Consider the following 21771-nt stretch of genomic DNA (forward strand, 5'->3'; position numbering starts at 1 on the left):
GCATTTAGCCCGCAATTCATCTCTTCAGGGGATTTCAGCCCTCAAGTTTCCTATTTCTACTGCTGACATGAACGACTCTGCGGTTCAGCCGCATAAATCAGCGCCCCCGCACCACTGGAGATACGCCGATGGCAACACCGATGACCGCCGCTCAGTTCGAGGCCGCCCTCCGCGCAGAGGGGGTGGAGGTCGCCGAGGTCGGCGATTGGCAGAACCACACCAGGACCGGAGCCGGCCGCCCCTGGGGGCCGGTGAACGGTGTCGTGATCCACCACACCGTCACCAAACGACCCGCCGACCCCGTCCGTATCTGCCGCGACGGCTACAGCGGACTGCCGGGCCCGCTGTGCCATGCCGTGATCACCAAGGACGGCACGGTCCATCTGATCGGCTGGGGCCGGACCAACCACGCGGGCGGCGGCGACCCCGCCGTCCTGGCGGCCGTCACGGCCGAGTCGTACGGCAGCAGGCCCCCCGCCCCCACCAAGGGCAACGCCGACGGCATCGACGGCAACCGCCACTTCTACGGATTCGAGTGCGAGAACCTCGGCGACGGCAAGGACCCCTGGCCCGCCGCCCAGCTCGACGCGATCGAACGGGCCGCGACCGCACTCTGCCGGATCCACGGCTGGTCGGCGAAGTCGGTGATCGGCCATCTCGAATGGTCCGACGACAAGTCCGACCCCCGCGGCTTCACCATGCCCGATCTGCGCGAGCGGGTCGCGGCCCGGCTCGCCGAACGCCCCGCGCCCAACCCCGACCCGAAGCCCAAGCCCAAGCCGCCGACCCCGCCCACCGCACCCGTGGTCGACCTCTCGAAGATCGTCGCCGCCGCCCGCCGGGACCCCTCCAGGCCGGGCGCCCCCGTCTCGTATCCCGGGGTGAAGATCGTGGAGCAGGCCCTGGTCAAGGAGGGCCTGCTCACCGCCTCCCTCGCCGACGGCCACTACGGCACCGCCACCAAGAAGGCGTACGCCGCCTGGCAGCGCGGCCTCGGCTACTCCGGCACCGACGCGGACGGCATCCCCGGCCAGCGGTCACTGCGCGCCCTCGGCACCAAGCGGGGCTTCACCGTCACGCCCTGACCGCCCCGGACACGGCACCCGCGACGCCCGGCCACTCCCGGGCGTCGCGTACCAGCCCACCTGATATACATAAAACTTGGTATCTTGATATACGACGCTATGTATACGGAGGTGGGTCGCCATGAGCAGAACCGTTATCGACCTTGATGACGAAGCCCTCGCGGCAGCAGCCGAGGAGCTCGGCACGACGACCAAGCGCGACACAGTCAACACAGCCCTGCGCGAGATCGTCGAACGCAACCGGCGACTCCGCGCGCTGCACGAACTCCAGGACCTCGTGGAGGACGGCGCCCTGGACGCGGAGCTCCTCCTCGACAAGCGCCGCTATCGAGGACAGTACGGTTCATGAGCGTCACCGACTATCTGATCGACACCTCGGCGCTCGCCAGGGTCCTGCTGCGCAGGTGCACCGAAACCTGGGATCGCCGGATCGCCGCAGGGCTGGTCGCCCTCTGCGATCTGACCGAACTGGAAGTGATGTACTCCGCCCGGTCCGCCGAGGACAGGATCAGGATCAGGCGACAACTGGATCAACTCGCCTGGTGCCCGGTCCCGGACGGCATCTACCGCCGGGCCCGGGTCGTCCAGGAAGAACTGACCGCCAAGGGCGAGCACCGAAGTGCCGGGCCCGTGGATCTGCTCATCGCGGCTGTTGCCGAGCAGTCGGGCCTGACGCTGCTCCACTACGACCGGGACTTCGAAACCATCGCCCGGACGACAGGCCAGCCGACCCGCATGATCGATCTGAGATAACCCGGGGAACGCAAACAGGGGCCCGCCGCACGGCGGTCCCCTGTTGTGGTGTCCCTCCAGGTCGGAACGGTTCTGTAACCGTCCCGAAGGTGGGGCGGGTGGGACTCGAACCCACGGCCGACGGATTATGAGTCCGCTGCTCTAACCGGCTGAGCTACCGCCCCTAACGGCGCGTCGCGCACAAATGTGCGCGCCGTCTGCCGCAGCATAGCCGGTCATACGATCTGCTGCCTCGGATGGTCGGCTCTGCCCGCAGGTGAAGACTACGCCGCGGCCTGCGCGGTTCCCCGCGGTAGTGGAAATCACGGGGTTCTCGGGAGCACTCTCCTCCAACACCTCGCCGGGACAAGGAAGAAGGATCCGGCGGACCGGTCCGGAAACGCGAAAAGGACCCATGACGGGTCCTCTGCGCTTGACGCTCCCCCGGCTGGACTCGAACCAGCAACCCTCCGGTTAACAGCCGAATGCTCTGCCAATTGAGCTACAGGGGATTGCGCTCCCCCGACTGGACTCGAACCAGTAACCTGCCGGTTAACAGCCGGCTGCTCTGCCAATTGAGCTACAGGGGATTGCTGCGTGTGCACCGAACGTACCTACCGGAGGCTTCCCGGAGGGCGTGTGCTCGCTGCGACACATACATTAGCGCAAGCAGGGGGGTGCTCCGCCAATCGGTATGGTCCCGGGTGATCACGGCCCGGTCCGGGTAGGCGGGCGGGGACCGGGCGTACATCAGGGAAGGGAGCAGAGCGATGCGGTACAAGCTCACGTTCGCCGTCGGGCTGGGCGTCGGCTACGTGCTCGGCGCGCGGGCCGGCCGCGAGCGCTACGAGCAGCTGCGGAAGTCGGTCCGGGAGGTGTCGCAGAACCCGGCCGTGCGCAATGCCGCCGAGTCCGCCGCCCAGAACGGCCGGCGGCTGGCGGGCAAGACCCTGCATGTGGTGAGCGACAAGGTCGGGGACCGGCTGCCGGAGTCGGTGGCCGAGCGGGTGCGGTCCCTGCGGGAGCGCGGCCAGGGCGCCGAGGACGACTGGGGCACCAGCAACACCTAAGGGGGCCCGCGCGGCCGGGATCCGGTGGCGGGTGGTGGTACGGGCCGGCCGGTGCGGCAGAATCCTCCCCCATGGGGATAGTCGCCGGATTGGACAGCTCGTCCGCCTTCAGCCGTGTCGTCGTCTGTGACGCGGACACGGGCACCGTGGTGCGTCAGGGGTACGCCCAGCACCCCGCCGATCCCAAGGCCACCGACGTCGATCCACAGGCGTGGCTGCTCTCGCTCGGCGAGGCCGCGGCCGGCGGACTGCTGGAAGGCGTCCAGGCCATCGGGGTCTCGGCACAACAGCAGGGCCTGGTCCCGCTCGACCAGCAGGGCGCCCCGGTGCGTCCGGCGCTGGTGGGGAACGACCGGCGGGCCCAGGTCGCCGCGGCCGAGCTGATCGACGCGCTCGGGGGCCGCCACGCGTGGACCGAGGCCGTGGGCTCCGTACCGCAGGCGGCCTCGCCGGTGTCCCGGCTGCGCTGGCTGGCGCAGCACGAGCCGGAGGCCGCGCGGCGGATCGCGGGCCTGCTCCAGCCGCACGACTGGCTGGTGTGGCAGCTGCTGGGGCGGCCCGAGCGGCGGACCACGGACCGGGGCGGGGCCTCCGCCACCGGCTGGTGGTCGGCGGCGACCGGAACATACCGCTCCGATCTGGTCGAGCTGGCGCTGGGCCATCCCTGCGGACTCCCCGAGGTACTCGGCCCCGCCGACACCGCGGGCACCACCCCCGAGGGGCTGCTGATCTCCGCCGGAACCGGCGAGACGATGGCCGCCGCCTTCGGTCTCGGTGTGGGCGTGGGCGACGCCGTGGTCTCCCTCGGCGCCTCGGGGTCGGTGATGGCCGTACACCACGAGGCCCTGGCCGATCCGGCCGGGATGATCACCTCGTACGCCGACGCCACCGGGATGCACCTCCCCGTGATCCACACCCTCAACGCGGTACGGGCCCTGCGCGGCACCGCCGAAATGCTCGGCGTCGAGGATCTGGGCACCCTCTCCGATCTCGCGATGAAGTCCACGCCGGGCGCCTCCGGCCTGGTGCTGCTGCCGTATCTGGAGGGCGAGCGGACCCCGGAGCTGCCGCATGCCGCGGGCACCCTCAGCGGGCTGCGCCGGGAGTCGATGCGGCCCGAGCACCTGGCGCGCGCCGCCTTCGAGGGCATGCTCTGCTCCCTCGCCGACGCGATGGACGTGCTGCGGGCCCGGGGTGTGCAGGTACGCCGGGTCTTCCTGCTGGGCGCCAGCGCCGACCTGCCCGCGGTACGGGCCGCCGCGCCCGCGATCCTGGGCGCGCAGGTCGTCGTGCCGCAGCCCGCCGACTACGCGGCGATCGGCGCCGCCCGGCAGGCGGCGTGGGCGCTCGGGGTGTCCCGGGGGACCCTCTCACCCGCCGCTCCGCCCGCCTGGCGGCCCGCGGCGCTGGAGGTACTGGAGCCGGGCGAGGACGCGGCGGTGGGGCAGGCGGTGCGCCAGCAGTACGGGGCGACCCGCGACCAGCTCCACCCGGGGGCGTTCCCGGCTGCGCCCACCGGGGGCGGGACCGGCCTGGGCGGGAACGGTGCGGCGGTGACGTACGCCGTCGACAGTCAGGGTCCGGCCAATCTGGGGCTCGGCGGGCTGGTGCCGTAGCGCCGCGACGGCCCCGGAACCGGTCCGGGGCCGTACGGACGGCGCGTGCCGTGCCGGGTGCGCGGCCGGGCCGGACACGGTCGGACACCGGTCCAGGAGTGGCCGTCCCGAGCCGGGCCGGGCGCGGGGACGGCCTTGACCTGGCCTTGAGGAAAATCGCCTGGGGTTCGGCGGCGCGGTGGCGCAAGATGGACCGGGGCGTCGCCGGTACCGAACCGTCTTGACCGTCTTGACCTCGAGTCGGGTCGAGGTTCCATGCTGCTCGCAGCCCCCGGGACAGTCCCCTTGCCGACCCGAGAGACCGCGCGTGCTGATACGACTGCTGCGGACCCATCTGCGTCCGTACAAACGAACGATCGCCCTGCTGGTCCTGCTGCAACTGCTGCAGACCAGCGCCACGCTCTATCTGCCCACCCTGAACGCCGACATCATCGACGACGGTGTGGTCGAGGGGGACACCGGTACGGTGCTCCGGCTCGGCGCGGTGATGCTCGCCATCAGCCTGGCGCAGGTGGTCTGCAGCATCGGCGCCGTGTTCTACGGCGCCCGGACGGCCGCCGCCCTCGGCCGGGACGTACGGGCGGCCGTCTTCGACCGGGTGCAGAGCTTCTCCGCCCGGGAGGTCGGCCGGTTCGGCGCCCCGTCGCTGATCACCCGGACCACCAATGACGTCCAGCAGGTGCAGACGCTGGTTCTGATGGCGTTCACCCTGATGGTCTCGGCGCCGATCATGTGCGTCGGCGGCATCGTGATGGCGCTCTGGCTGGATGTCACGCTCTCCTCGGTACTGCTGGCGGTCGTCCCGGTGCTCGGGATCTCCGTCACGGTGATCGTGATCCTGATGCGCCCGCTGTTCCGGACGATGCAGGAGCGGCTGGACACGGTGAACCGGGTACTGCGCGAGCAGATCACCGGCAACCGGGTGATCCGGGCCTTCGTGAAGGACGCCTACGAGCGGGAGCGGTTCCGGGCGGCCAATACCGGGCTGACCGATGTGTCGCTGGCCACCGGGCGGCTGATGGCGCTGATGTTCCCGACCGTGCTGACCGTGGTCAATGTGTCGTCGGTCGCCGTGGTCTGGTTCGGCGCCCACCGGATCGACAGCGGGGAGCTGGAGATCGGGGCGCTGACCGCCTTCCTGGCCTATCTGATGCAGATCGTGATGGCCGTGATGATGGCCACCTTCATGTTCATGATGGTGCCCAGGGCCGAGGTCTGCGCCGAGCGGATCGAGGAGGTGCTGGGCACCTCGTCGAGCGTGGCGCCGCCCGTGGAGCCGGTCCGTGAACTGGACCGGCACGGGCAATTGGAGCTGCGGGACGTCGAGTTCCGTTATCCGGGCGCCGAGGAGCCGGTGCTGCGGGGCGTCTCCCTCACCGCCCGGCCCGGGGAGACCACGGCCGTCATCGGCTCCACCGGCAGCGGCAAGTCGACCCTGCTGGGGCTGGTCCCCCGGCTCTTCGACGCCACCGGCGGCACCGTCCTGGTGGACGGGGCGGACGTCCGGTCGCTCGATCCGGCGCTGACCGCCAGAACGGTGGGCCTGGTGCCGCAGAAGCCGTACCTCTTCTCCGGCACGATCGCGACCAATCTGCGGTACGGCCGCCCCGACGCCACCGACGAGGAGCTGTGGCGGGCCCTGGAGGTGGCGCAGGCCGCCGATTTCGTCCGGGAACTGGACGCCGGACTCGACGCGCCGATCGCCCAGGGCGGCACCAATGTCTCCGGCGGGCAGCGGCAGCGGCTGGCGATCGCCAGGACCCTGGTCCAGCGGCCGGAGATCTATCTCTTCGACGACTCGTTCTCGGCTCTGGACTACGCGACGGACGCGGCGCTGCGCGCGGCGCTCTCGGCGGAGACCTCGGACGCGACGGTGGTGATCGTGGCCCAGCGGGTGGCGACGATCCGGGACGCCGACCGGATCGTCGTCCTCGACGAGGGCCGGGTGGTGGGGACCGGCACCCATGAGGAACTGATGGCGCACGACGACACCTACCGGGAGATCGTCCTCTCCCAGCTGACGGAGGCCGAGGCGGTATGAGCGGGCCACGCATGATGACGGCCGGCTCGGCGGAGCGGTCGATGGACTTCAAGGGGTCGGGACGGCGGCTGCTGCGGCAGCTCGCGCCGGACCGGGCCCTGCTGTGGACGATGCTGGGCGCCGCGGTACTGAGCGTGGCGCTGTCGGTGGTCGGGCCGTGGGTGCTGGGGCGGGCCACCGACCTGGTCTTCGCCGGGGTCGTCGGCCGGAGCGTGTCGGGCGACGACAAGGCCGGGGTGATCGCCGAGCTGCGGGCGAAGGGCGACGACGGGCTCGCGGACATGCTGTCGGGGGTGGACTTCACCCCGGGGCAGGGCATCGACTTCACCGCGGTGGGTCAGGTGCTGCTGGTGGCGCTGGTGCTGTTCCTGCTCTCGGGGCTGCTGGCGCTGGTGGCGACCCGTTGTTCGATCAAGGTGATCAACCGGGCCGTCTACCGGATGCGGGAGGACGTCCAGACGAAGCTGGAGCGGCTGCCGCTGTCGTACTTCGACCGGGCCAAGCGGGGCGAGGTGCTCAGCCGGGTCACCAATGACATCGACAATGTGGCCCAGACCCTCCAGCAGACGATGGGGCAGCTGATCAACTCGCTGCTGACCATCGTCGGGGTGCTGGTGATGATGTTCTGGATCTCCCCGCTGCTGGCGCTGGTCGCGCTGGTGACGGTGCCGGTGTCGGTGGTGGTGGCGACCCGGGTGGGCAAGCGGTCCCAGCCGCACTTCGTCCAGCAGTGGCGGACGACGGGGAAGCTGAACGCCCATGTCGAGGAGATGTACACGGGTCATGCGCTGGTGAAGGTCTTCGGGCGGCAGGAGGAGTCGGCCCGGGAGTTCGCCGAGCAGAACGACGCGCTGTACGAGGCGGCGTTCAAGGCGCAGTTCCACAGCGGGGTGATGCAGCCGCTGATGTTCTTCATCTCCAATCTGAACTATGTGCTGGTGGCCGTGGTCGGCGGACTGCGGGTGGCGTCCGGGTCGCTGTCGATCGGGGACGTCCAGGCGTTCGTCCAGTACTCGCGGCAGTTCTCGATGCCGCTGACGCAGGTGGCGTCGATGGCGAATCTGGTGCAGTCGGGGGTGGCGTCGGCGGAGCGGGTCTTCGAGCTGCTGGACGCGGAGGAGCAGACCCCGGACGTGGCGGCGGCGCCGTCGGCGAAGCCCGGGTCCGGAAACGGGTACGGGGCCGGGGCCGGGGCCGAGCCGGGTCCCGGGGGCGGGAAGGACGGGCTGGTCGGGACGGTCGGGGCGGCGGTACGACGCGCGGCCGGGCGGGTCGAACTGGAGCGGGTGTCGTTCCGGTACGAGCAGGACAAGCCGCTGATCGAGGAGTTGTCGCTGGGCGTCGAGCCGGGCCAGACGGTCGCCATCGTCGGCCCGACGGGCGCGGGCAAGACCACCCTGGTCAATCTGCTGATGCGGTTCTACGAGGTCACGGGCGGGCGGATCTCCGTCGACGGGGTCGATATCGCGACCCTGCCCCGGGACGAACTGCGGTCCGGGATCGGGATGGTCCTCCAGGACACCTGGCTGTTCGGCGGCACGATCGCGGAGAACATCGCCTACGGTGCCGCGCGCGACGTGACCCGGGCGGAGATCGAGGAGGCGGCGCGGGCGGCCCATGCCGACCGTTTCGTACGGACCCTGCCCGACGGGTACGACACCGTGATCGACGACGACGGGGCCGGGGTCAGCGCCGGGGAGAAGCAGCTGATCACCATCGCGCGGGCGTTTCTGTCGGATCCGGTGATCCTGGTCCTGGACGAGGCGACGAGTTCGGTGGACACCCGGACCGAGGTCCTGATCCAGAAGGCGATGGCCCGGCTGTCGAAGGGACGGACGAGCTTTGTGATCGCGCACCGGCTCTCCACGATCCGGGACGCCGATGTGATCCTGGTGATGGAGAACGGGTCGATCGTGGAGCAGGGGACGCATGCCGGGCTGCTGGCGGCGGACGGGGCGTACGCCCGGCTGTACTCGGCGCAGTTCGCGCAGGCGGTGGCGGAGGTCGACTGAGCGGGTCGGCGGAGCGGGGCGCGGCGGGCGGCGAACTTCGGCGGCCGGCTTCGACCGTCGGCTCCGGCGGTACGGGGCGCGGCGGCCCGCCGGTGGGCGGGCCGTCCGTCGTCGCGGGCCCGCCGGTCCCGGTCGGCGGCTCAGTCGAGATAGCCCCTGAGCTGGTCGGCGAAGGCGTGGTCGCGGAGCTTGTTGAGGGTCTTGGACTCGATCTGGCGGATCCGCTCCCGGGTCACCCCGAAGATCCGGCCGATCTCCTCCAGGGTGCGGGGCCTGCCGTCGACCAGGCCGTACCGCAGCTGGACCACCTTGCGTTCCCGCTCGCCGAGGGTGGAGAGCACGGCCTCCAGATGCTCCCGCAGCAGCAGGAAGGCGGCGGACTCCACCGGGGACGCGGCGTCGCCGTCCTCGATGAGGTCGCCGAGCGCCACATCGTCCTCCTCCCCCACCGGGGCGTGCAGGGAGACCGGCTCCTGGGCGAGCCGCAGCACCTCACCGACCCGCTCGGGCGCCAGATCGAGATGGGCGGCGACCTCCTCGGCGGTGGGTTCGTAGCCGCGTTCCTGGAGCATCCGGCGCTGGACCCGGACGACCCGGTTGATGAGTTCGACGACATGGACGGGGACCCGGATGGTCCGGGCCTGGTCGGCGAGTGCCCGGGACATCGCCTGGCGGATCCACCAGGTGGCGTAGGTGGAGAACTTGTAGCCGCGGGCGTAGTCGAACTTCTCGACCGCCCGGATGAGACCGAGATTGCCCTCCTGGACCAGGTCGAGCATGGTCAGGCCGCGGCCGACATAGCGTTTGGCGACGGAGACCACGAGCCGCAGATTGGCCTCGATGAGCCGCCGTTTGGCCATCCGGCCGAGGACGACCAGCCGGTCGAGGTCGGCGGCGAGCGGGGAGTCGTTGAGATCGGGGGTGCCCGCCAGTTTCTCCTCGGCGAACAGTCCGGCCTCGACACAGCGGGCGAGTTCGACCTCCCCGGCCGCGGTCAGCAGGGGTATCCGGCCGATCTCCCGCAGATATTGCCGGAAGAGATCCGACGAGGGGCCGCCGTTGTCGGACCGGGCCAGGGACCGGGCGGCGTCGGGCACTTCGGGGCCCTCCGGTTCGGCCTCGTTCGCGGGCACGGTCTCCGGATGTCCGGACGGCGGATGCTGCGCCGGTACGCCGGCGAGCGGTTCGCCCGGGTCCCCGAGCGGGCCGCCGGGGGTGTCGGGGGTGAGGGGGGTGAGGGTCCGGGTCTGGGTCTGCACGGGGGCGACCTCCAGGGTGATCGCTGCCGGTTCGAGGGCGTGCGGCAGCGGGACGGCTGCGGCCGGGCCGCTGTCCGTCCCGTACACGATGAGCGGATCCGCGGGAGTGAGAGGCCCACCGGCGGTGGACCGGCCGCGCTCCGAGGACTCAGGCACCGCCCCCAGTGTGGGGTACGGCACATCCTCACCACGAGGGGCGTGCGGCGATTTTCTGAGTCCGTTCCGTGACCGGCTGATTACCGGCACGCGATATCGCGGCGCTCACGGCTCCCCGGACGAGGGGGTACGGGTACCCGGCGGGCCGGTGCTCGACGGCGCCCGGGAAGTGGCCGGAGGGGGAGCCCCGCCGGGCCCCGCGCCCCGGGTCAGAGGGCGGCGGCGCCTTGGTTGCGGAGGGACTGGGCGTACTGCTGGAGCACCCACAGCTCGTTCTGTACGGCCGCGTAACGCTCGGGCTCGGCGCCCTGGCCGAGCCGGGCGAGGCCGCCCTGGACCTCGGCGATCCGGCGGTCGACGGCGCGCAGCCTGACCTGCACGAGCTGGACCCCGGCATAGGTCTCGTCGATGGTCCGGCAGTGGATGGCCTCCACGGCCAGCTCGGTCACCAGGGCGCGGACAGTGTCGTCGGCGGCGGCGTCCCGGACCAGGGCGAGATATCCGGCCGGGTCGGCCGTGCCCTGCTCGGCGCCGCCCGCCTCGGCGATGGTCTGCCGGACGGCCGTGTACGGCGGGGCGGTGAACTCGTCGGCGCCGTAGGCGTCGAAGGCGGGCGAGACCAGCTCGGGGCGCTGGAGGGCGAGCTTCAGCAGCTCCCGTTCGGTGCGGTGGGCGGGGCTGCGGAGATTGAGGGCGGGTCCGGCTGGTCCGCCGGAAACAGGGCCCGAGGCTCCCGCGGCGGCCCCCGGGCCGTGCCGGTCGGCGCCGGGGCGGGCGGGCCCGGCCGGGCCCCGGCCGCCGCGGTCCCGGGCCCAGCGGGCGAGCTGGGCGACGCGCTTGACCACGAACTGGGTGTCGAGGATGCCGACCATGCCCGCGAGCTGGACGGCGGACTCGTGCTGGATCGCGACGTTCTTGATCCCGGCGACGATGGGCGCGGCCTCGTCGAGCGCGGCGGCCCGGCCCGCCGGGGACTCCAGATTGTGGCGCTCCACCACATGGCGGAGGGCGAACTCGAACAGGGGGGTCCGACTGCCGACCAGTTTGCGTACGGCCTCGTCGCCGTCGGCGAGCCGCAGCTCGCAGGGGTCCATCCCGCCGGGGGTGATCGCGATGGAGGTCTCGGCGGCGAACTTCTGATCGTCCTCGAAGGCCCGCAGGGCGGCCTTCTGTCCGGCCGCGTCACCGTCGAAGGTGAAGATCACTTCGGCGGTGGCATTGTCCATCAGCAGCCGTCGGAGGATCTTGATGTGGTCGCCGCCGAAGGCCGTACCGCAGGTGGCGATGGCGGTGGTGACCCCGGCGAGATGGCAGGCCATCACATCGGTGTACCCCTCGACGACCACGGCGCTGCTGGTCTTGGCGATCTCCTTCTTGGCCAGGTCGATGCCGTAGAGCACCTGGGACTTCTTGTAGATCCCGGTCTCGGGGGTGTTGAGGTATTTGGGGCCGTTGTCGGTCTCGTAGAGCTTGCGGGCGCCGAAGCCGACGACATCGCCCGCGATATCGCGGATGGGCCACATCAGCCGGCCCCGGAAGCGGTCGATGGGGCCTCGGCGGCCGTCCTGGGAGAGCCCGGAGAGGATCAGCTCCTTGTCGCTGAAGCCCTTGCCGCGCAGAAAGCGGGTCAGATGGTCCCAGCCCTGGGGGCTGTAGCCGACGGCGAAGTGTTCGGCGGCCTCGCGGTCGAAGCCCCGTTCGGCGAGGAAGGCACGGCCGGTGTCGGCCTCCGCGCCGTTCTCCAGCTGGTCCCGGTAGAACTCCGCGGCGATCTTGTGGGCCTCGATCAGCCGGATCCGCTCGCCCCGCTGGTGGGAGGGGTTGTAGCCGCCCTCCTCGTACCGCAGGGTGATCCCGGCCTTGGCGGCCAGCCGCTCGACCGTCTCGGAGAAGGTCAGATGGTCGATCTTCATCACGAAGGCGATCGTGTCGCCGCCTTCCTGGCAGCCGAAGCAGTGGAAGAGTCCCTTGCTCGGGCTGACCTGGAACGACGGCGACTTCTCGTCGTGGAAGGGGCAGAGCCCCTTCAGATTGCCGCCGCCCGCGTTCCGCAGCTGGAGGTACTCGGACACGACGGAATCGATCGGGACCGCGTCCCGTACCGCCTTGACGTCGTCATCGTTGATCCTGCCTGCCACGCGTGAAGTCTACGGGCCCCCGGGGGCACTCCCGGGGCCCTGTGGACGACCACCGCCGGAAGGGGCGGTTCCGGACGGTCCCGGACGACGGCCGGGGGCCCGAGGGCCCGGCCCCGGGCCGGTGCCTCCGGTCAGCCGGTCAGCTCGCCGGTCAGCTCGGACAGCGGGACGGACGGGTCGGCGAGGGCGTCGGGGTCGACCGGATCCCCCGAGCGGATCAGGGCCTGGATCGGGGTGGTGACGTCCCACACATTGACGTTCATCCCCGCGAGGACCCGGCCCTCGCGCAGCCAGAAGGCGATGAACTCCCGTTTGCCGACGTCGCCGCGGAGCACCAGCTGGTCGTAGGTGCTGGGCGGCGCCCAGCCCGAGTACTCCATCCCGAGGTCGTACTGGTCGGAGAAGAAGTACGGCACCCGGTCGTAGACGACCTCGCGGCCGAGCATGGAGCGGGCGGCGGCCGGGCCGCCGTTGAGGGCGTTGGCCCAGTGCTCGACCCGGATCCGGGTGTCCAGCAGCGGATGCTCGGCGGCGGCCACATCGCCCGCCGCGTAGACATCGGGGTCGGAGGTGCGCAGGGCGGCGTCCACGGCGACCCCGCCGCCGTGGGCGCGGTCGGCCAGGGCCAGGCCCGCGGCCTCGGCGAGCGCGGTCCGCGGGGCGGCGCCGATCGCGGCGAGTACCGCGTGGGCGGGGTGCTCCTCGCCGTCGTCGGTCCGGACCGCGAGCACCATCCCGTCCTGGCCGGTGATCTCGGTCAGCCGGGCCCCGAAGTGGAAGGTGACGCCCCGCTCGCGGTGGAGGTCGGTGAAGAGCTGGCCCAGCTCGGGGCCGAGGACCTGGTGCAGGGCGGTGGGCTCGGGCTCGACGACGGTGACCTCGGCGCCGTAGCCGCGGGCCGCGGCGGCGACCTCCAGGCCGATCCAGCCGGCCCCGGCGATCACCAGCCGGCCGTTCTCCCGGCCCAGGGAGGCCAGTACCTGGCGGAGCCGTTCGGCGTGGGCGAGGCGCCGCAGATGGTGGACCCCGGCGAGCCCGGTGCCGGGGATGTCGAGCCGCCGGGGTTCGGCGCCGGTGGCCAGCAGCAGCTTGTCGTAGTGGAGGACCGTGCCGTCGCCGAGCCGTACGGACCTGGCCGCCCGGTCGACGGCGACCACGGTCTGGCCGAGATGCAGCTCCACATCGGCCTGGGCGTACCAGCCGGGTTCATGGACGAAGACGCTGTCGCGGCTGTCCTTGCCCTGGAGGTAGCCCTTGGACAGCGGGGGGCGTTCATAGGGGTGGTCGCGTTCGTCGCCGATGAGGATCACCCGTCCGGTGAACCCCTCCGAGCGCAGGGTCTCGGCGGCCTTGGCCCCGGCGAGACCACCGCCGACGATGACGAATGTCCGCTGTCCGTCGACCACTTGATGCCTCCTCTGTGCTGCTGTCCCACCGGCCGCCGTCCTTGCTCCGCGCCGCGGTCTGCTGCGAGCGTCCCGCACGGAGCGTGATGGCGGAAGAGGGAGTCCCCCGGGCGTGTCTCGCCGCCGCCCCCCTCGCCGGGCCGGTCGGGGATCAGCGCCGGGCTGTGAGCTGGGCGTGCAGCGTCAGCGCCGAGGCGTCGGTGAGGGAGGCGACCTGGTCCACAATCACCCGACCGCGCGCCCGGTCGTCGGGGGCGGCGTCGAAGAGGGCCCGGAACTGGGGGTCGAGTGCGTCGGGCGCGCGCCGGGCCAGCGCCTCCGCCAGCTCGGCGACGACGATCCGCTGGTCGGCGCGGAGCGCGGCCTGCTCGGCGCGCTGCATCACATAGCGGTCGGCGACGGCCTTGAGCACGGCGCACTCGTTGCGGGTGGCTCGGGGGACGACCAGTTCGGCGGCGTACCGGGTGAGGCGCCCGGTGCCGTACCGCTGGCGGGTGGCGCCCTCGGCGGCGAGACAGAACCGGCCGATGAGCTGGCTGGTGGCGTCCTTGAGCCGGGCCTGGGCGTGGGCGGAGCCGTCGTAGTGATGGGGCCACCAGTCCTGGTCGAGCAGCCGGTCGATGGCCTCGGACAGTTCCTCGGGGTCGGTGTCGGCGGGGACGTAGCGGCCGAGGGCGACCCGCTGGATATCGGCCCGCTCGGGCTCGGCGAGCAGCAGATTGGGGTCGATGTGTCCGGCGTGCAGCCCGTCCTCGAAGTCGTGGACCGAGTAGGCGACGTCGTCGGACCAGTCCATGACCTGGGCCTCGAAGCAGCGGCGGTGGCGGGGCGCGCCGTCGCGGATCCAGCCGAAGACGGGCAGGTCGTCCTCGTAGACCCCGAACTTGACCGAATCGGGGTCGGTGGGATGGCCGCCGCGGGGCCAGGGGTATTTGGTGGCGGCGTCGAGGGCGGCGCGGGTGAGGTTGAGTCCGACGCTGACGGGGGCGCCGTCGGGCCCGGCCCCGCCGGGTGCCGGGGCTCCGGAGGGGACTGCGTCGGCGGCCAGGAATCGCTTGGGCTCGATCCGGGTCAGCAGGCGCAGGGACTGGGCGTTGCCCTCGAAGCCGCCGCATCCCTCGGCGACCTCGTTGAGCGCGACCTCGCCGTTGTGGCCGAACGGCGGATGGCCGAGGTCATGGGCGAGGCAGGCGGCCTCGACGAGATCGGGGTCGCAGCCGAGGGCGGCGCCCAGCTCCCGGCCGACCTGGGCGCATTCGAGGGAGTGGGTGAGCCGGGTCCGGGGGCTGGCGTCCCATGCCTGGTTGCGGGTGCCGGGCGTGACGACCTGGGTCTTCCCGGCGAGTCTGCGGAGGGCGGCGGAGTGCAGCACCCGGGCGCGGTCGCGCTGGAAGGCGGTCCGGCCTGGGCGTTTGTCCGGTTCCGGCGCCCAGCGGGCGGTCGCCGCCTCGTCGTAGCCGTAGGCGTCGTCGCCCGAGGAGCCGGGGCGGCCGTCCCTGGGGTGACCGGGGTGTTCCTGCGCGCCGCCGGGCCCGGGGGCGGCGGGATGCCCGTACGCGTGGGGGTGCGGGCCCTGGGGTCCGGGCCCGTTCGGTGTGGTGCCGGTCGTGCCTTCCATGCCCCGACGGTAACCGGCGGCGGTGACAGCCGGGTGCCGGGGCCGGGGCCGGAGTGCGGGCCGGGGGGCGGGGCGGCGGGTTGTCCACAGGGTCGTACGGGATCCGGCGGACCGGCGCATCCTGGGGTCCCGGGCGTGGAGGCCGGGGGTTTCGACGACGGAGGACGACGGAGGGGGCGGACGATGGCGATGTTCCGGGTACGGGGCCCGGCCGGTGCGGCGGTGTCGCGGGGTGACGGCGGCGGCGTGACCGACCCGACAGAACCGCAGGCGCCGCTGACGCGTCTGACCGGGCATGGACCGACCACGAAAACGGCTGGCGGAGCGGCTGGCGGGACGGCTGCCCGAGGCAGTCCGCCCGGGGCTGCGGGCGCTGCGGCCCCGGCTCCCCCGCTCCCGGCGCGCGCAGCGCGGGCTGATCCAGACGGCCATGCTCGGTACGGTGCTGGCGCTGACCCCGGCGACCTGGCTCCATCTCTCCACGGACGACCGGATCCGTACGGTCGCGGACGTTCCGGCCCGCGATGTGGCGGTGGTCTTCGGCGCGGGCCTGTGGAACGGCAGGCCGACGCCGTATCTCGCCCACCGGCTCGACACGGCCGCCGAGCTGTACGGCGCGGGGAAGGTCCGGGTCGTCCTGGTCACGGGCGACAACAGCCGGGAGGAGTACGACGAGCCGGACGCGATGCGGGCCTATCTGACCGGGAAGGGCGTCCCGGACGACCGGATCGTCAGCGACTACGCCGGGTTCGACACCTGGGACTCCTGTGTCCGGGCCAAGAAGATCTTCGGGGTGGACGACGCGGTGCTGATCACCCAGGGCTTCCACATCCGCCGGGCCCTCGCGCTCTGCGGTTCGGCCGGGATCGACGCGTACGGGGTGGGGGTCGAGGAACCCCACGACGGCACCTGGTACTACGGCGGGGCGCGCGAGCTGGCGGCGGCGGGCAAGGCGGCGCTGGACAGCGTGTTCAAACCGGACCCGCGATTCCTCGGTACGGAGGAGAAGGGCATCGAGAAGGCGCTGGCGGCCGCCCGGAACTGAGCCGCGGGCGGGACCACGGCCGGTCGGGTCCGGTCGCGCCGGGCCGGGCCGGGTGGGCTTCCGGAGGCCGACACGCGGGGCCGGGGCTCGCGGCGCACCCGGCGCCGCGCGACAGTGGGCCCATGGCACATATGCGACAGGACGTGGCCACCCTGCCGGCCCGGCACTCCGCGGCGCTCGGGCTGTTCACGGAGCGGGTCCACGCCGTACGGCCCGACCAGTGGGACGATCCGACGCCGTGCAGCGAGTGGTCCGTCCGCGAGCTGGTGAACCATCTGACCGCCGAACAGCTCTGGGTGCCCGATCTGGTGACGGACGGCGCCACGATCGAGGACGTCGGGGACGCCTACGACGGCGATGTACTGGGCCGGGACCCGCGCGCCGCGTGGGACGCGGCGGCGCGGGCGGCCCGGCGGGCGTTCGGCGCGCCGGGTGCGCTGAGACGGACGGTACAGCTGTCGTACGGGGAGACCCCGGCGGTGGCGTACTGCGCGCAGATGACCACCGACGCGGTGGTCCACTCCTGGGACCTCGCCCGGGCGATCGGCGCGCCCGAACGGCTCCCCGACGACCTGGTCGCCTTCGCCCTGGACGAGGTGACGCCGTACGCGGCCCGGCTGGCGGCTACGGGCCTGTTCGCCCCGCCGATCGAGCCCCCGCCGGGCGACGGCCATCAGACCCGGCTGCTGGCCCTGCTGGGCCGCCGGGCCTGACGGGCCGCACCCGCGACGGCGGCCGGGCCGCGCCGTCGATCCGGGGCCGTCCCGGGTCAGACCGCGTACGGCCGGACCGTTCTGGCCTCCAGCAGCGCCCGGCTCCACCAGGAGAGCTGGTCGAGCAGGGTCTTGGCGGCGGCGTCGCAGTGTTCGGGGTTCCGGTGGCGCCCCCGTTCGTCGAAGTGCGTATGGGCGTGGTGGAAGGAGACGGTGTCCCGGACGGTGACGGCGTGCAGTTCGGCGAAGACCGGCCGCAGATGCTCCACGGCCCGCAGTCCGCCCGACATCCCGCCGTAGGAGACGAACGCGACCGGTTTGGCGCGCCATTCGGCACCGTGCCAGTCGATCAGGCTCTTGAGCGCCGCCGGGTAGGAGTGGTTGTACTCGGGCGTCACGACGACGAACGCGTCCGCCGCCGCCAGCCTGGCCGTCGCCTCCCCCGCCCCGTCCGGCAGTCCGGGCCCGAGATCGGTGGGAAATTCGACCTCGCCGAGATCGACGACCTCGGTCTCGAAGTCGCCCCGCCCGGCGGTGTGCCGCAGGAACCAGTCCACGACCACGGGCCCGAACCGCCCGTGCCGATTGCTCCCCGATACGACGACGAGTCTCATCGGCCGTTCGGTGCTGTGCTGCGTTGTGATGTCCATACGCAGAGGGTTCAACCTCAAGCATGATTGAGGTCAAATCCGCTCGTTCGCCCGTCCGGGCGGAGCCCGAGGCCCTGGTCAATCCGCCCGCGCGACGACGACTACGGTTGAGCCGGATACCCGCGAATGACCGTACGGGGAACTGCCGAGACCACCATGACGCATCGGCAGGCAGCCGCGGGCACCTCATCCGCCGCCAACCCGCACCCCTCCGGGAGCCCGGAGAACGCGGGGGACTTCGCCGCCCCGCTCCGGGTCGTGGCGGAGCTGGATACACCCGACGGCTACAAGGCCGAACTCGCCCGGGGGAAGATCGTCGTGTCACCGTAGTCGAAGCTGCGCGACAAGCGGCCGATGAAGCTGTTGCGCCAGCGGCCGGCGGCCCACGCGCCGAGCGGGCACGACGCGGATACCTCCCCCTTCCTCTTCGCCTTCGCCCATTCCCACCGCGCCTTCGGCCCGGATCTCCATGTGGCCGACGAGTCGGCCTTTGAGGCCGAGGGGCGGCACGCCGACGGTGACACGCCGTCCTTGGTAGCGGAACTGACCTCGGCGTCCACCCGGGACGCGGACCGGCAGGACAAACTGGAAGTCTACGGCCGAACAGTGCCCGTCTGCCTGATTCTCGACATGCACACCGAGGAGATCACGGCGTTCTGGGACCCCTCACCGGAGGGCTGCCGGTCGCGGACCACGAAGTCCTTCGGCAAGCCGCTGTGGATCCCCGAGCGCTTCGGATTCGATCTCGGCACCGGAGGATCCGGGACGGCCCGACCCGGCAGCGGCAGGGTCCGTCGCCCAGTCCGGCGGGGTTCCTCGGCGGTACGCGTCACCCGATTGGCGTGGGACTCAGCGGCAATCGGGGATACCGCTATGACCTGCGGCGATGCCGGGCGTCCAGGGTGACACGCCGGGCGACGGGGCGGGATCTGACGCCATTTCAGCAGGCGTGGGAGGCGAAGGGGGACTTGGCTCGGACGGGACGGACCCGTGCTTCCCGTTCCCGGAGGACCCATGCGCACCACCACTCGCCTGCTGACCAGTGCCGTGCTGGCCGTCGCGACCACAGGACTCGGAGCGGGTGCCACCGGGGCGTATGCCGGGGACCGGGATCGGCTGGAGGTGTTTCCGTCGACCGCCGAGCCGGGGACCACGATCACCGTCAACACCACGGCGTGCGGGAAGGACGGGCACGGCACGGGGGACGCGCGGTCGCTGGGGGTGGACGAGTTCCATCTGGCGCCCGGGTCGCACCGGGACTCCGTCGTCGGGGAGTTCCGGGTGCCGAGCGGGGTGGAGTCCGGGAGCTACCGCGTCGAGGTGCGGTGCAAGAACGGCAAGCGCAGCTCGGGCGATGTGGTGATAAGGCACCGGGGGAACAACGAGCAGCCGGGCGAGCAGCGGCACGACGAGCCCAGCGGGCATGTCAGGACCGGTCTCGGCGGCAGTGTGGGCCCGGACACCACCCAGATCGCGGCGGGTGTGGCCGTACTGGCCGCTGCCGCCGCCGGCGGGACCCTGCTTCTGCGTCGCCGGGCGAGAGGCACGCAGGGCAGCTGACGGGCCGCCGCACCGCGGCCCCGTCCCGCCGTGTCCCCCGTTCCCCCCGACCCCGGCCCCGCCGGTGCGGTCCGGCGGGGCCGGGGGACACATCCGTCCCCCGGGTGATCCACCGTGGAGGTTCGTTGAGCGCCAAGGCCAAGGGGTGGTGTCTGGCCGCCGTCGCCGTCGCCGGGCTGTGGCTGGTCCAGAACGGCGCCAGGACCGTCGTCACCCCGCCCGTGCCCTCCGCCGCTCAGGCGTTCGCGGCGGGGCCCCGATTCCATACGGAAGCCGCCGCCGATCCGCTGCCGCCGTCCCAGCCGCTTCGGTTCCGGATCCCCGATATCGGGGTGGACGCCCCGATGACGGGTCTCGGTCTCGACCGTGCGGGCGCGCTGGAGGTGCCGCCCGCCGAGAACCGGAATCTGGCGGGCTGGTTCAGGGACGGTACGCCGCCGGGCGCCGACGGCACCGCGATCGTGGCCGGTCATGTCGACAACGCGAGCGGTCCCGCCGTCTTCTACGCCCTGGGCGCGCTGGAGAAGGGTCACCGGATCGAGATCGTCAGATCCGACCGCCGGGTGGCCGTCTTCACCATCGACGCGATCGAGGTGTACGAGGCCGACGGCTTCCCGGACGAGAAGGTGTACGGCTCACGCGGACGCGCCGAGCTGCGGGTGATCACCTGCGGCGGCGGCTTCAGCGCCAAGACGGGCTACCGGGGGAACGTGGTCGCGTACGCCCATCTGATCGGGGTCAAGAAGGCGTGACGGGCCGGGAGACGGACCTGCCGGGCCTGCCCGGCCCGCCCGGGACCGCCCCGGGCGTCCGGAGCCGTAGAGGCGTGGAGGCGTAGATGCGGCGTGCCGTACGAGGGCCCGTGTCAGGTCCCTTCGGCGCTCCCCCGCTCCACGCCCGGGAGTTCCCGCGTCACCTGCTCGTAGAGCCGCTGCCCCCGCTCCAGACTGAAGTCGAGCCGGGCCAGTACGCCGGGGACCGCTATGCCCGCCATCAGACAGCGGAACAGCTCCGCCATCCGGCGCGGCATGTCCTGACGGGCGGTCATGATGCTGGACATCACCTGCGTGCCGGTGAAGGTCGCGGTGACCATCCAGGAAATGGCCTCCATGTCCAGATGAGGCAGCAGTTCGCCGTTGGCCTGCGCCTCCCGGAACTTGATCTCGTTGATCCCGTTCCACGCCCGCATCGGGACCCGCCGGTCCAGCCCGTCCCGGGCCGAGCCCGCGTCGACGGTGAGCCGTACGCTCCCCTGGAAGATCGGATCGCCCGTCTTCGGCTGGAGCAGCAGGGACAGGACCTGTACGCCGTCGATGGCCTCCTGGAGCTTCAGCTCGTGCGGCGGGATCAGCGGCAGCGCCTCGGCCTGGGCGTCCAGTACCGCCTGGGCGAGTTCGCGTTTGGACGCGAAGTGGAAGTAGAGGGCGCCTTTGGTCAGGCCCGCCCGGTCGAGAATGTCGGTGATCTTCGTGGCCTCGTATCCGACCTCGTCGAACACCCTGGCCGCCTCCACGAGGATCTTCCGCCGAGTGCGGATCGCCCGCTCCTGCCGCGCCACGAGACGCCCCCTAACCGCCGCTGCCGGACGAGAACCGTTGATTGCCGAGACCCTGTGGAACCTACGGGACCGGTGAGACCTTTGGGACCTGTGGAACCGATGGAGCGGATGCCCGCCGGTACCGCCGCACCCGGCGGCCCCGGTCCGCTCGCCCCCACGTTCCCACGGCCGGGACCCGCCCCGCCGGGCGGGCCGCGGCGGCGGGCTCGAAAGCACCGGCGGAGAACGGCGGCGAGCCGGCGCGCGGACTCATACCGGCGTACGCCCGCCGACGACCACGGTCGCCCAGTCGTCGTCCGAGGTCTCGACCCGGGCCGCCAGCCCGGCCGCCGCGACGATCCCCAGAGCCCGCGCCGCCTGCCGCTCCCCCGTCTCGAACAGCAGGGACCCTCCGAGCGCCAGCCACTCCCCCGCCCGGGCCGCGACCCGGCGCAGCACATCGAGCCCGTCGGCGCCGCCGTCGAGGGCGACCCGGGCCTCGTGCTCCCTCGCCTCGGCGGGCAGCAGCCCGATCTCCCCGGTGGGGACATACGGCACATTGGCCAGCAGCACGTCCACCCGGCCCCGCAGCTCCCCGGGCAGCGGCTCGTAGAGGTCGCCCTCGTACACCCGCCCGCCGAAGGGGCGCACATTGCGGCGGGCGCAGCGGACGGCGGCCGGGTCGATGTCGGCGGCGTGGAGTTCGGTGTCCGGGAGGCCGGTGGCCAGGGCGGCGCCGAGCGCGCCGGAGCCGCAGCACAGATCGACCACGACCGGCCGGGGCGGGGCGAGTCCGGCGGCCAGCCGGGCCAGGAACTCGGTACGGCGGCGGGGGACGAAGACACCCGGATCGACGGCGATCCGCAGCCCGGCGAACCCGGCCCAGCCGACGACGTGTTCCAGCGGTACACCGGCGGCCCGCCGTTCGACCAGTTCGGCGAGGCGGGCGGGTCCGCCGGCGGCGGCGATCAGCAGCCGGGCCTCGTCCTCGGCGAAGACACAGCCCGCGGCGCGCAGCCGGGCCGCGACCACGCCCGGGTCGACGGCGGTGTCGGTGCCGGTGCCAGTGCCAGTGCCAGTGCCAGTGCCGGTGCCAGGGGAAGAAGAGGCGGAGGAAAAGGAAGAAGAGGAGT

The 21771-nt window shown here is 72.2% G+C and carries 20 protein-coding genes and 3 tRNA genes; 13 read left to right on the plus strand and 10 right to left on the minus strand.

Translation table 11 applies throughout. From position 1 onward, the window contains the following. The first annotated feature begins 128 nt into the window (after positions 1-128). The 3 genes from ABZ714_RS03555 (at position 129) to ABZ714_RS03565 (ending at position 1838) form a co-directional block, all read left to right on the plus strand. Positions 129-1085, plus strand: a complete 957-nt coding sequence (locus ABZ714_RS03555) for an N-acetylmuramoyl-L-alanine amidase (RefSeq protein ID WP_358823470.1) — start codon at positions 129-131, stop codon at positions 1083-1085. A 121-nt stretch (positions 1086-1206) separates the two neighbouring features. Beyond that, complete coding sequence (locus ABZ714_RS03560; RefSeq protein WP_358823471.1) at positions 1207-1434, plus strand: type II toxin-antitoxin system VapB family antitoxin; 228 nt, start codon at positions 1207-1209, stop codon at positions 1432-1434. Next, positions 1431-1838: a PIN domain nuclease gene (locus ABZ714_RS03565; protein WP_358823472.1), complete on the plus strand. Its 408-nt coding sequence runs from the start codon at positions 1431-1433 to the stop codon at positions 1836-1838. Before ABZ714_RS03560 ends, ABZ714_RS03565 begins: the two co-directional genes overlap by 4 nt. 90 nt (positions 1839-1928) lie before the next feature. Here ABZ714_RS03565 and ABZ714_RS03570 read toward each other — a convergent pair. From ABZ714_RS03570 to ABZ714_RS03580, 3 genes are all read right to left on the minus strand, one after another. Continuing rightward, positions 1929-2002, minus strand: a tRNA-Ile gene (locus ABZ714_RS03570). 254 nt (positions 2003-2256) lie between these two features. Then, positions 2257-2329, minus strand: a tRNA-Asn gene (locus tag ABZ714_RS03575). Between the two features lie 5 nt (positions 2330-2334). Beyond that, positions 2335-2407 (minus strand) — tRNA-Asn (locus ABZ714_RS03580). Positions 2408-2587: 180 nt separating this feature from the next. On the opposite strand from ABZ714_RS03580, the gene ABZ714_RS03585 reads away from it, so the two are divergent. From ABZ714_RS03585 to ABZ714_RS03600, 4 genes are all read left to right on the plus strand, one after another. Next, positions 2588-2887, plus strand: coding sequence for a YtxH domain-containing protein (locus tag ABZ714_RS03585; RefSeq protein WP_358823473.1), 300 nt, complete (start codon positions 2588-2590; stop codon positions 2885-2887). A 71-nt stretch (positions 2888-2958) separates the two neighbouring features. Then, positions 2959-4503: an FGGY family carbohydrate kinase gene (locus tag ABZ714_RS03590; RefSeq protein WP_358823474.1), complete on the plus strand. Its 1545-nt coding sequence runs from the start codon at positions 2959-2961 to the stop codon at positions 4501-4503. A 307-nt stretch (positions 4504-4810) separates the two neighbouring features. Then, entirely contained in the window at positions 4811-6544 is a 1734-nt protein-coding gene (locus ABZ714_RS03595; RefSeq protein WP_358823475.1) for an ABC transporter ATP-binding protein, read from the plus strand. Continuing rightward, complete coding sequence (locus ABZ714_RS03600) at positions 6541-8556, plus strand: ABC transporter ATP-binding protein (protein WP_358823476.1); 2016 nt, start codon at positions 6541-6543, stop codon at positions 8554-8556. The genes ABZ714_RS03595 and ABZ714_RS03600 overlap by 4 nt, the downstream gene beginning before the upstream one ends. Positions 8557-8696: 140 nt before the next feature. Here the strand turns inward: ABZ714_RS03600 and ABZ714_RS03605 are convergent, their stop codons facing one another. The 4 genes from ABZ714_RS03605 to ABZ714_RS03620 form a co-directional block, all read right to left on the minus strand. After that, positions 8697-9971, minus strand: coding sequence for a sigma-70 family RNA polymerase sigma factor (locus ABZ714_RS03605; protein WP_358823477.1), 1275 nt, complete (start codon positions 9969-9971; stop codon positions 8697-8699). Positions 9972-10180: 209 nt separating this feature from the next. Then, on the minus strand, positions 10181-12109 hold the full coding sequence (gene dnaG, locus ABZ714_RS03610; RefSeq protein WP_358823478.1) for a DNA primase: 1929 nt from the start codon (positions 12107-12109) through the stop codon (positions 10181-10183). A 131-nt stretch (positions 12110-12240) separates the two neighbouring features. Continuing rightward, positions 12241-13515, minus strand: a complete 1275-nt coding sequence (locus ABZ714_RS03615; RefSeq protein ID WP_358823479.1) for an FAD-dependent oxidoreductase — start codon at positions 13513-13515, stop codon at positions 12241-12243. A gap of 151 nt (positions 13516-13666) precedes the next feature. Continuing rightward, positions 13667-15133, minus strand: coding sequence for a deoxyguanosinetriphosphate triphosphohydrolase (locus tag ABZ714_RS03620; protein ID WP_358823480.1), 1467 nt, complete (start codon positions 15131-15133; stop codon positions 13667-13669). A 295-nt stretch (positions 15134-15428) separates the two neighbouring features. Between ABZ714_RS03620 and ABZ714_RS03625 the strand changes: the two genes are divergently transcribed. Together ABZ714_RS03625 and ABZ714_RS03630 are read left to right on the plus strand one after the other, a co-directional pair. Then, positions 15429-16178 carry an ElyC/SanA/YdcF family protein gene (locus tag ABZ714_RS03625; protein ID WP_358823481.1) on the plus strand — a complete coding sequence of 250 codons (750 nt, stop codon included), beginning with the start codon at positions 15429-15431 and terminating at the stop codon, positions 16176-16178. Between the two features lie 131 nt (positions 16179-16309). After that, complete coding sequence (locus ABZ714_RS03630) at positions 16310-16891, plus strand: TIGR03086 family metal-binding protein (protein WP_358823630.1); 582 nt, start codon at positions 16310-16312, stop codon at positions 16889-16891. A 56-nt stretch (positions 16892-16947) separates the two neighbouring features. Here the strand turns inward: ABZ714_RS03630 and ABZ714_RS03635 are convergent, their stop codons facing one another. Next, positions 16948-17541 carry an NAD(P)H-dependent oxidoreductase gene (locus ABZ714_RS03635; protein WP_358823482.1) on the minus strand — a complete coding sequence of 198 codons (594 nt, stop codon included), beginning with the start codon at positions 17539-17541 and terminating at the stop codon, positions 16948-16950. 126 nt (positions 17542-17667) lie between these two features. Here ABZ714_RS03635 and ABZ714_RS03640 point away from each other — a divergent pair, with 126 nt between their 5' ends. The 4 genes from ABZ714_RS03640 to ABZ714_RS03655 all read left to right on the plus strand — a co-directional run bounded on the left by ABZ714_RS03640 (position 17668) and on the right by ABZ714_RS03655 (position 19853). Then, positions 17668-17871 carry a hypothetical protein gene (locus ABZ714_RS03640; protein ID WP_358823483.1) on the plus strand — a complete coding sequence of 68 codons (204 nt, stop codon included), beginning with the start codon at positions 17668-17670 and terminating at the stop codon, positions 17869-17871. Between the two features lie 24 nt (positions 17872-17895). Next, positions 17896-18447, plus strand: a complete 552-nt coding sequence (locus tag ABZ714_RS03645) for a Uma2 family endonuclease (protein ID WP_358823484.1) — start codon at positions 17896-17898, stop codon at positions 18445-18447. Positions 18448-18555: 108 nt separating this feature from the next. Continuing rightward, entirely contained in the window at positions 18556-19101 is a 546-nt protein-coding gene (locus tag ABZ714_RS03650; RefSeq protein WP_358823485.1) for a hypothetical protein, read from the plus strand. A 125-nt stretch (positions 19102-19226) separates the two neighbouring features. Then, on the plus strand, positions 19227-19853 hold the full coding sequence (locus tag ABZ714_RS03655) for a class F sortase (protein ID WP_358823486.1): 627 nt from the start codon (positions 19227-19229) through the stop codon (positions 19851-19853). Positions 19854-19966: 113 nt separating this feature from the next. Here the strand turns inward: ABZ714_RS03655 and ABZ714_RS03660 are convergent, their stop codons facing one another. Further along, positions 19967-20659, minus strand: a complete 693-nt coding sequence (locus tag ABZ714_RS03660) for a ScbR family autoregulator-binding transcription factor (RefSeq protein ID WP_358823487.1) — start codon at positions 20657-20659, stop codon at positions 19967-19969. A 249-nt stretch (positions 20660-20908) separates the two neighbouring features. Then, positions 20909-21670 carry a putative protein N(5)-glutamine methyltransferase gene (locus tag ABZ714_RS03665; protein ID WP_358823488.1) on the minus strand — a complete coding sequence of 254 codons (762 nt, stop codon included), beginning with the start codon at positions 21668-21670 and terminating at the stop codon, positions 20909-20911. Positions 21671-21771: the final 101 nt, after the last annotated feature.

It is taken from the genome of Streptomyces sp. NPDC006798 (assembly GCF_040635975.1).
GTDB lineage: Bacteria > Actinomycetota > Actinomycetes > Streptomycetales > Streptomycetaceae > Streptomyces.

Bases quoted from the DNA above. Each gene is read 5' to 3' on its own strand.
- ABZ714_RS03650 (WP_358823485.1), top strand. From the start codon at position 18,556: ATGCGCACCACCACTCGCCTGCTGACCAGTGCCGTGCTGGCCGTCGCG.
- ABZ714_RS03630 (WP_358823630.1), top strand. From the start codon at position 16,310: ATGCGACAGGACGTGGCCACCCTGCCGGCCCGGCACTCCGCGGCGCTC.
- ABZ714_RS03565 (WP_358823472.1), top strand. From the start codon at position 1,431: ATGAGCGTCACCGACTATCTGATCGACACCTCGGCGCTCGCCAGGGTC.
- ABZ714_RS03600 (WP_358823476.1), top strand. From the start codon at position 6,541: ATGAGCGGGCCACGCATGATGACGGCCGGCTCGGCGGAGCGGTCGATG.
- ABZ714_RS03635 (WP_358823482.1), bottom strand. From the start codon at position 17,541: ATGGACATCACAACGCAGCACAGCACCGAACGGCCGATGAGACTCGTC.
- ABZ714_RS03620 (WP_358823480.1), bottom strand. From the start codon at position 15,133: ATGGAAGGCACGACCGGCACCACACCGAACGGGCCCGGACCCCAGGGC.
- ABZ714_RS03585 (WP_358823473.1), top strand. From the start codon at position 2,588: ATGCGGTACAAGCTCACGTTCGCCGTCGGGCTGGGCGTCGGCTACGTG.
- ABZ714_RS03625 (WP_358823481.1), top strand. From the start codon at position 15,429: ATGGACCGACCACGAAAACGGCTGGCGGAGCGGCTGGCGGGACGGCTG.
- ABZ714_RS03645 (WP_358823484.1), top strand. From the start codon at position 17,896: ATGAAGCTGTTGCGCCAGCGGCCGGCGGCCCACGCGCCGAGCGGGCAC.
- ABZ714_RS03555 (WP_358823470.1), top strand. From the start codon at position 129: ATGGCAACACCGATGACCGCCGCTCAGTTCGAGGCCGCCCTCCGCGCA.
- ABZ714_RS03560 (WP_358823471.1), top strand. From the start codon at position 1,207: ATGAGCAGAACCGTTATCGACCTTGATGACGAAGCCCTCGCGGCAGCA.
- ABZ714_RS03640 (WP_358823483.1), top strand. From the start codon at position 17,668: ATGACCGTACGGGGAACTGCCGAGACCACCATGACGCATCGGCAGGCA.
- ABZ714_RS03590 (WP_358823474.1), top strand. From the start codon at position 2,959: ATGGGGATAGTCGCCGGATTGGACAGCTCGTCCGCCTTCAGCCGTGTC.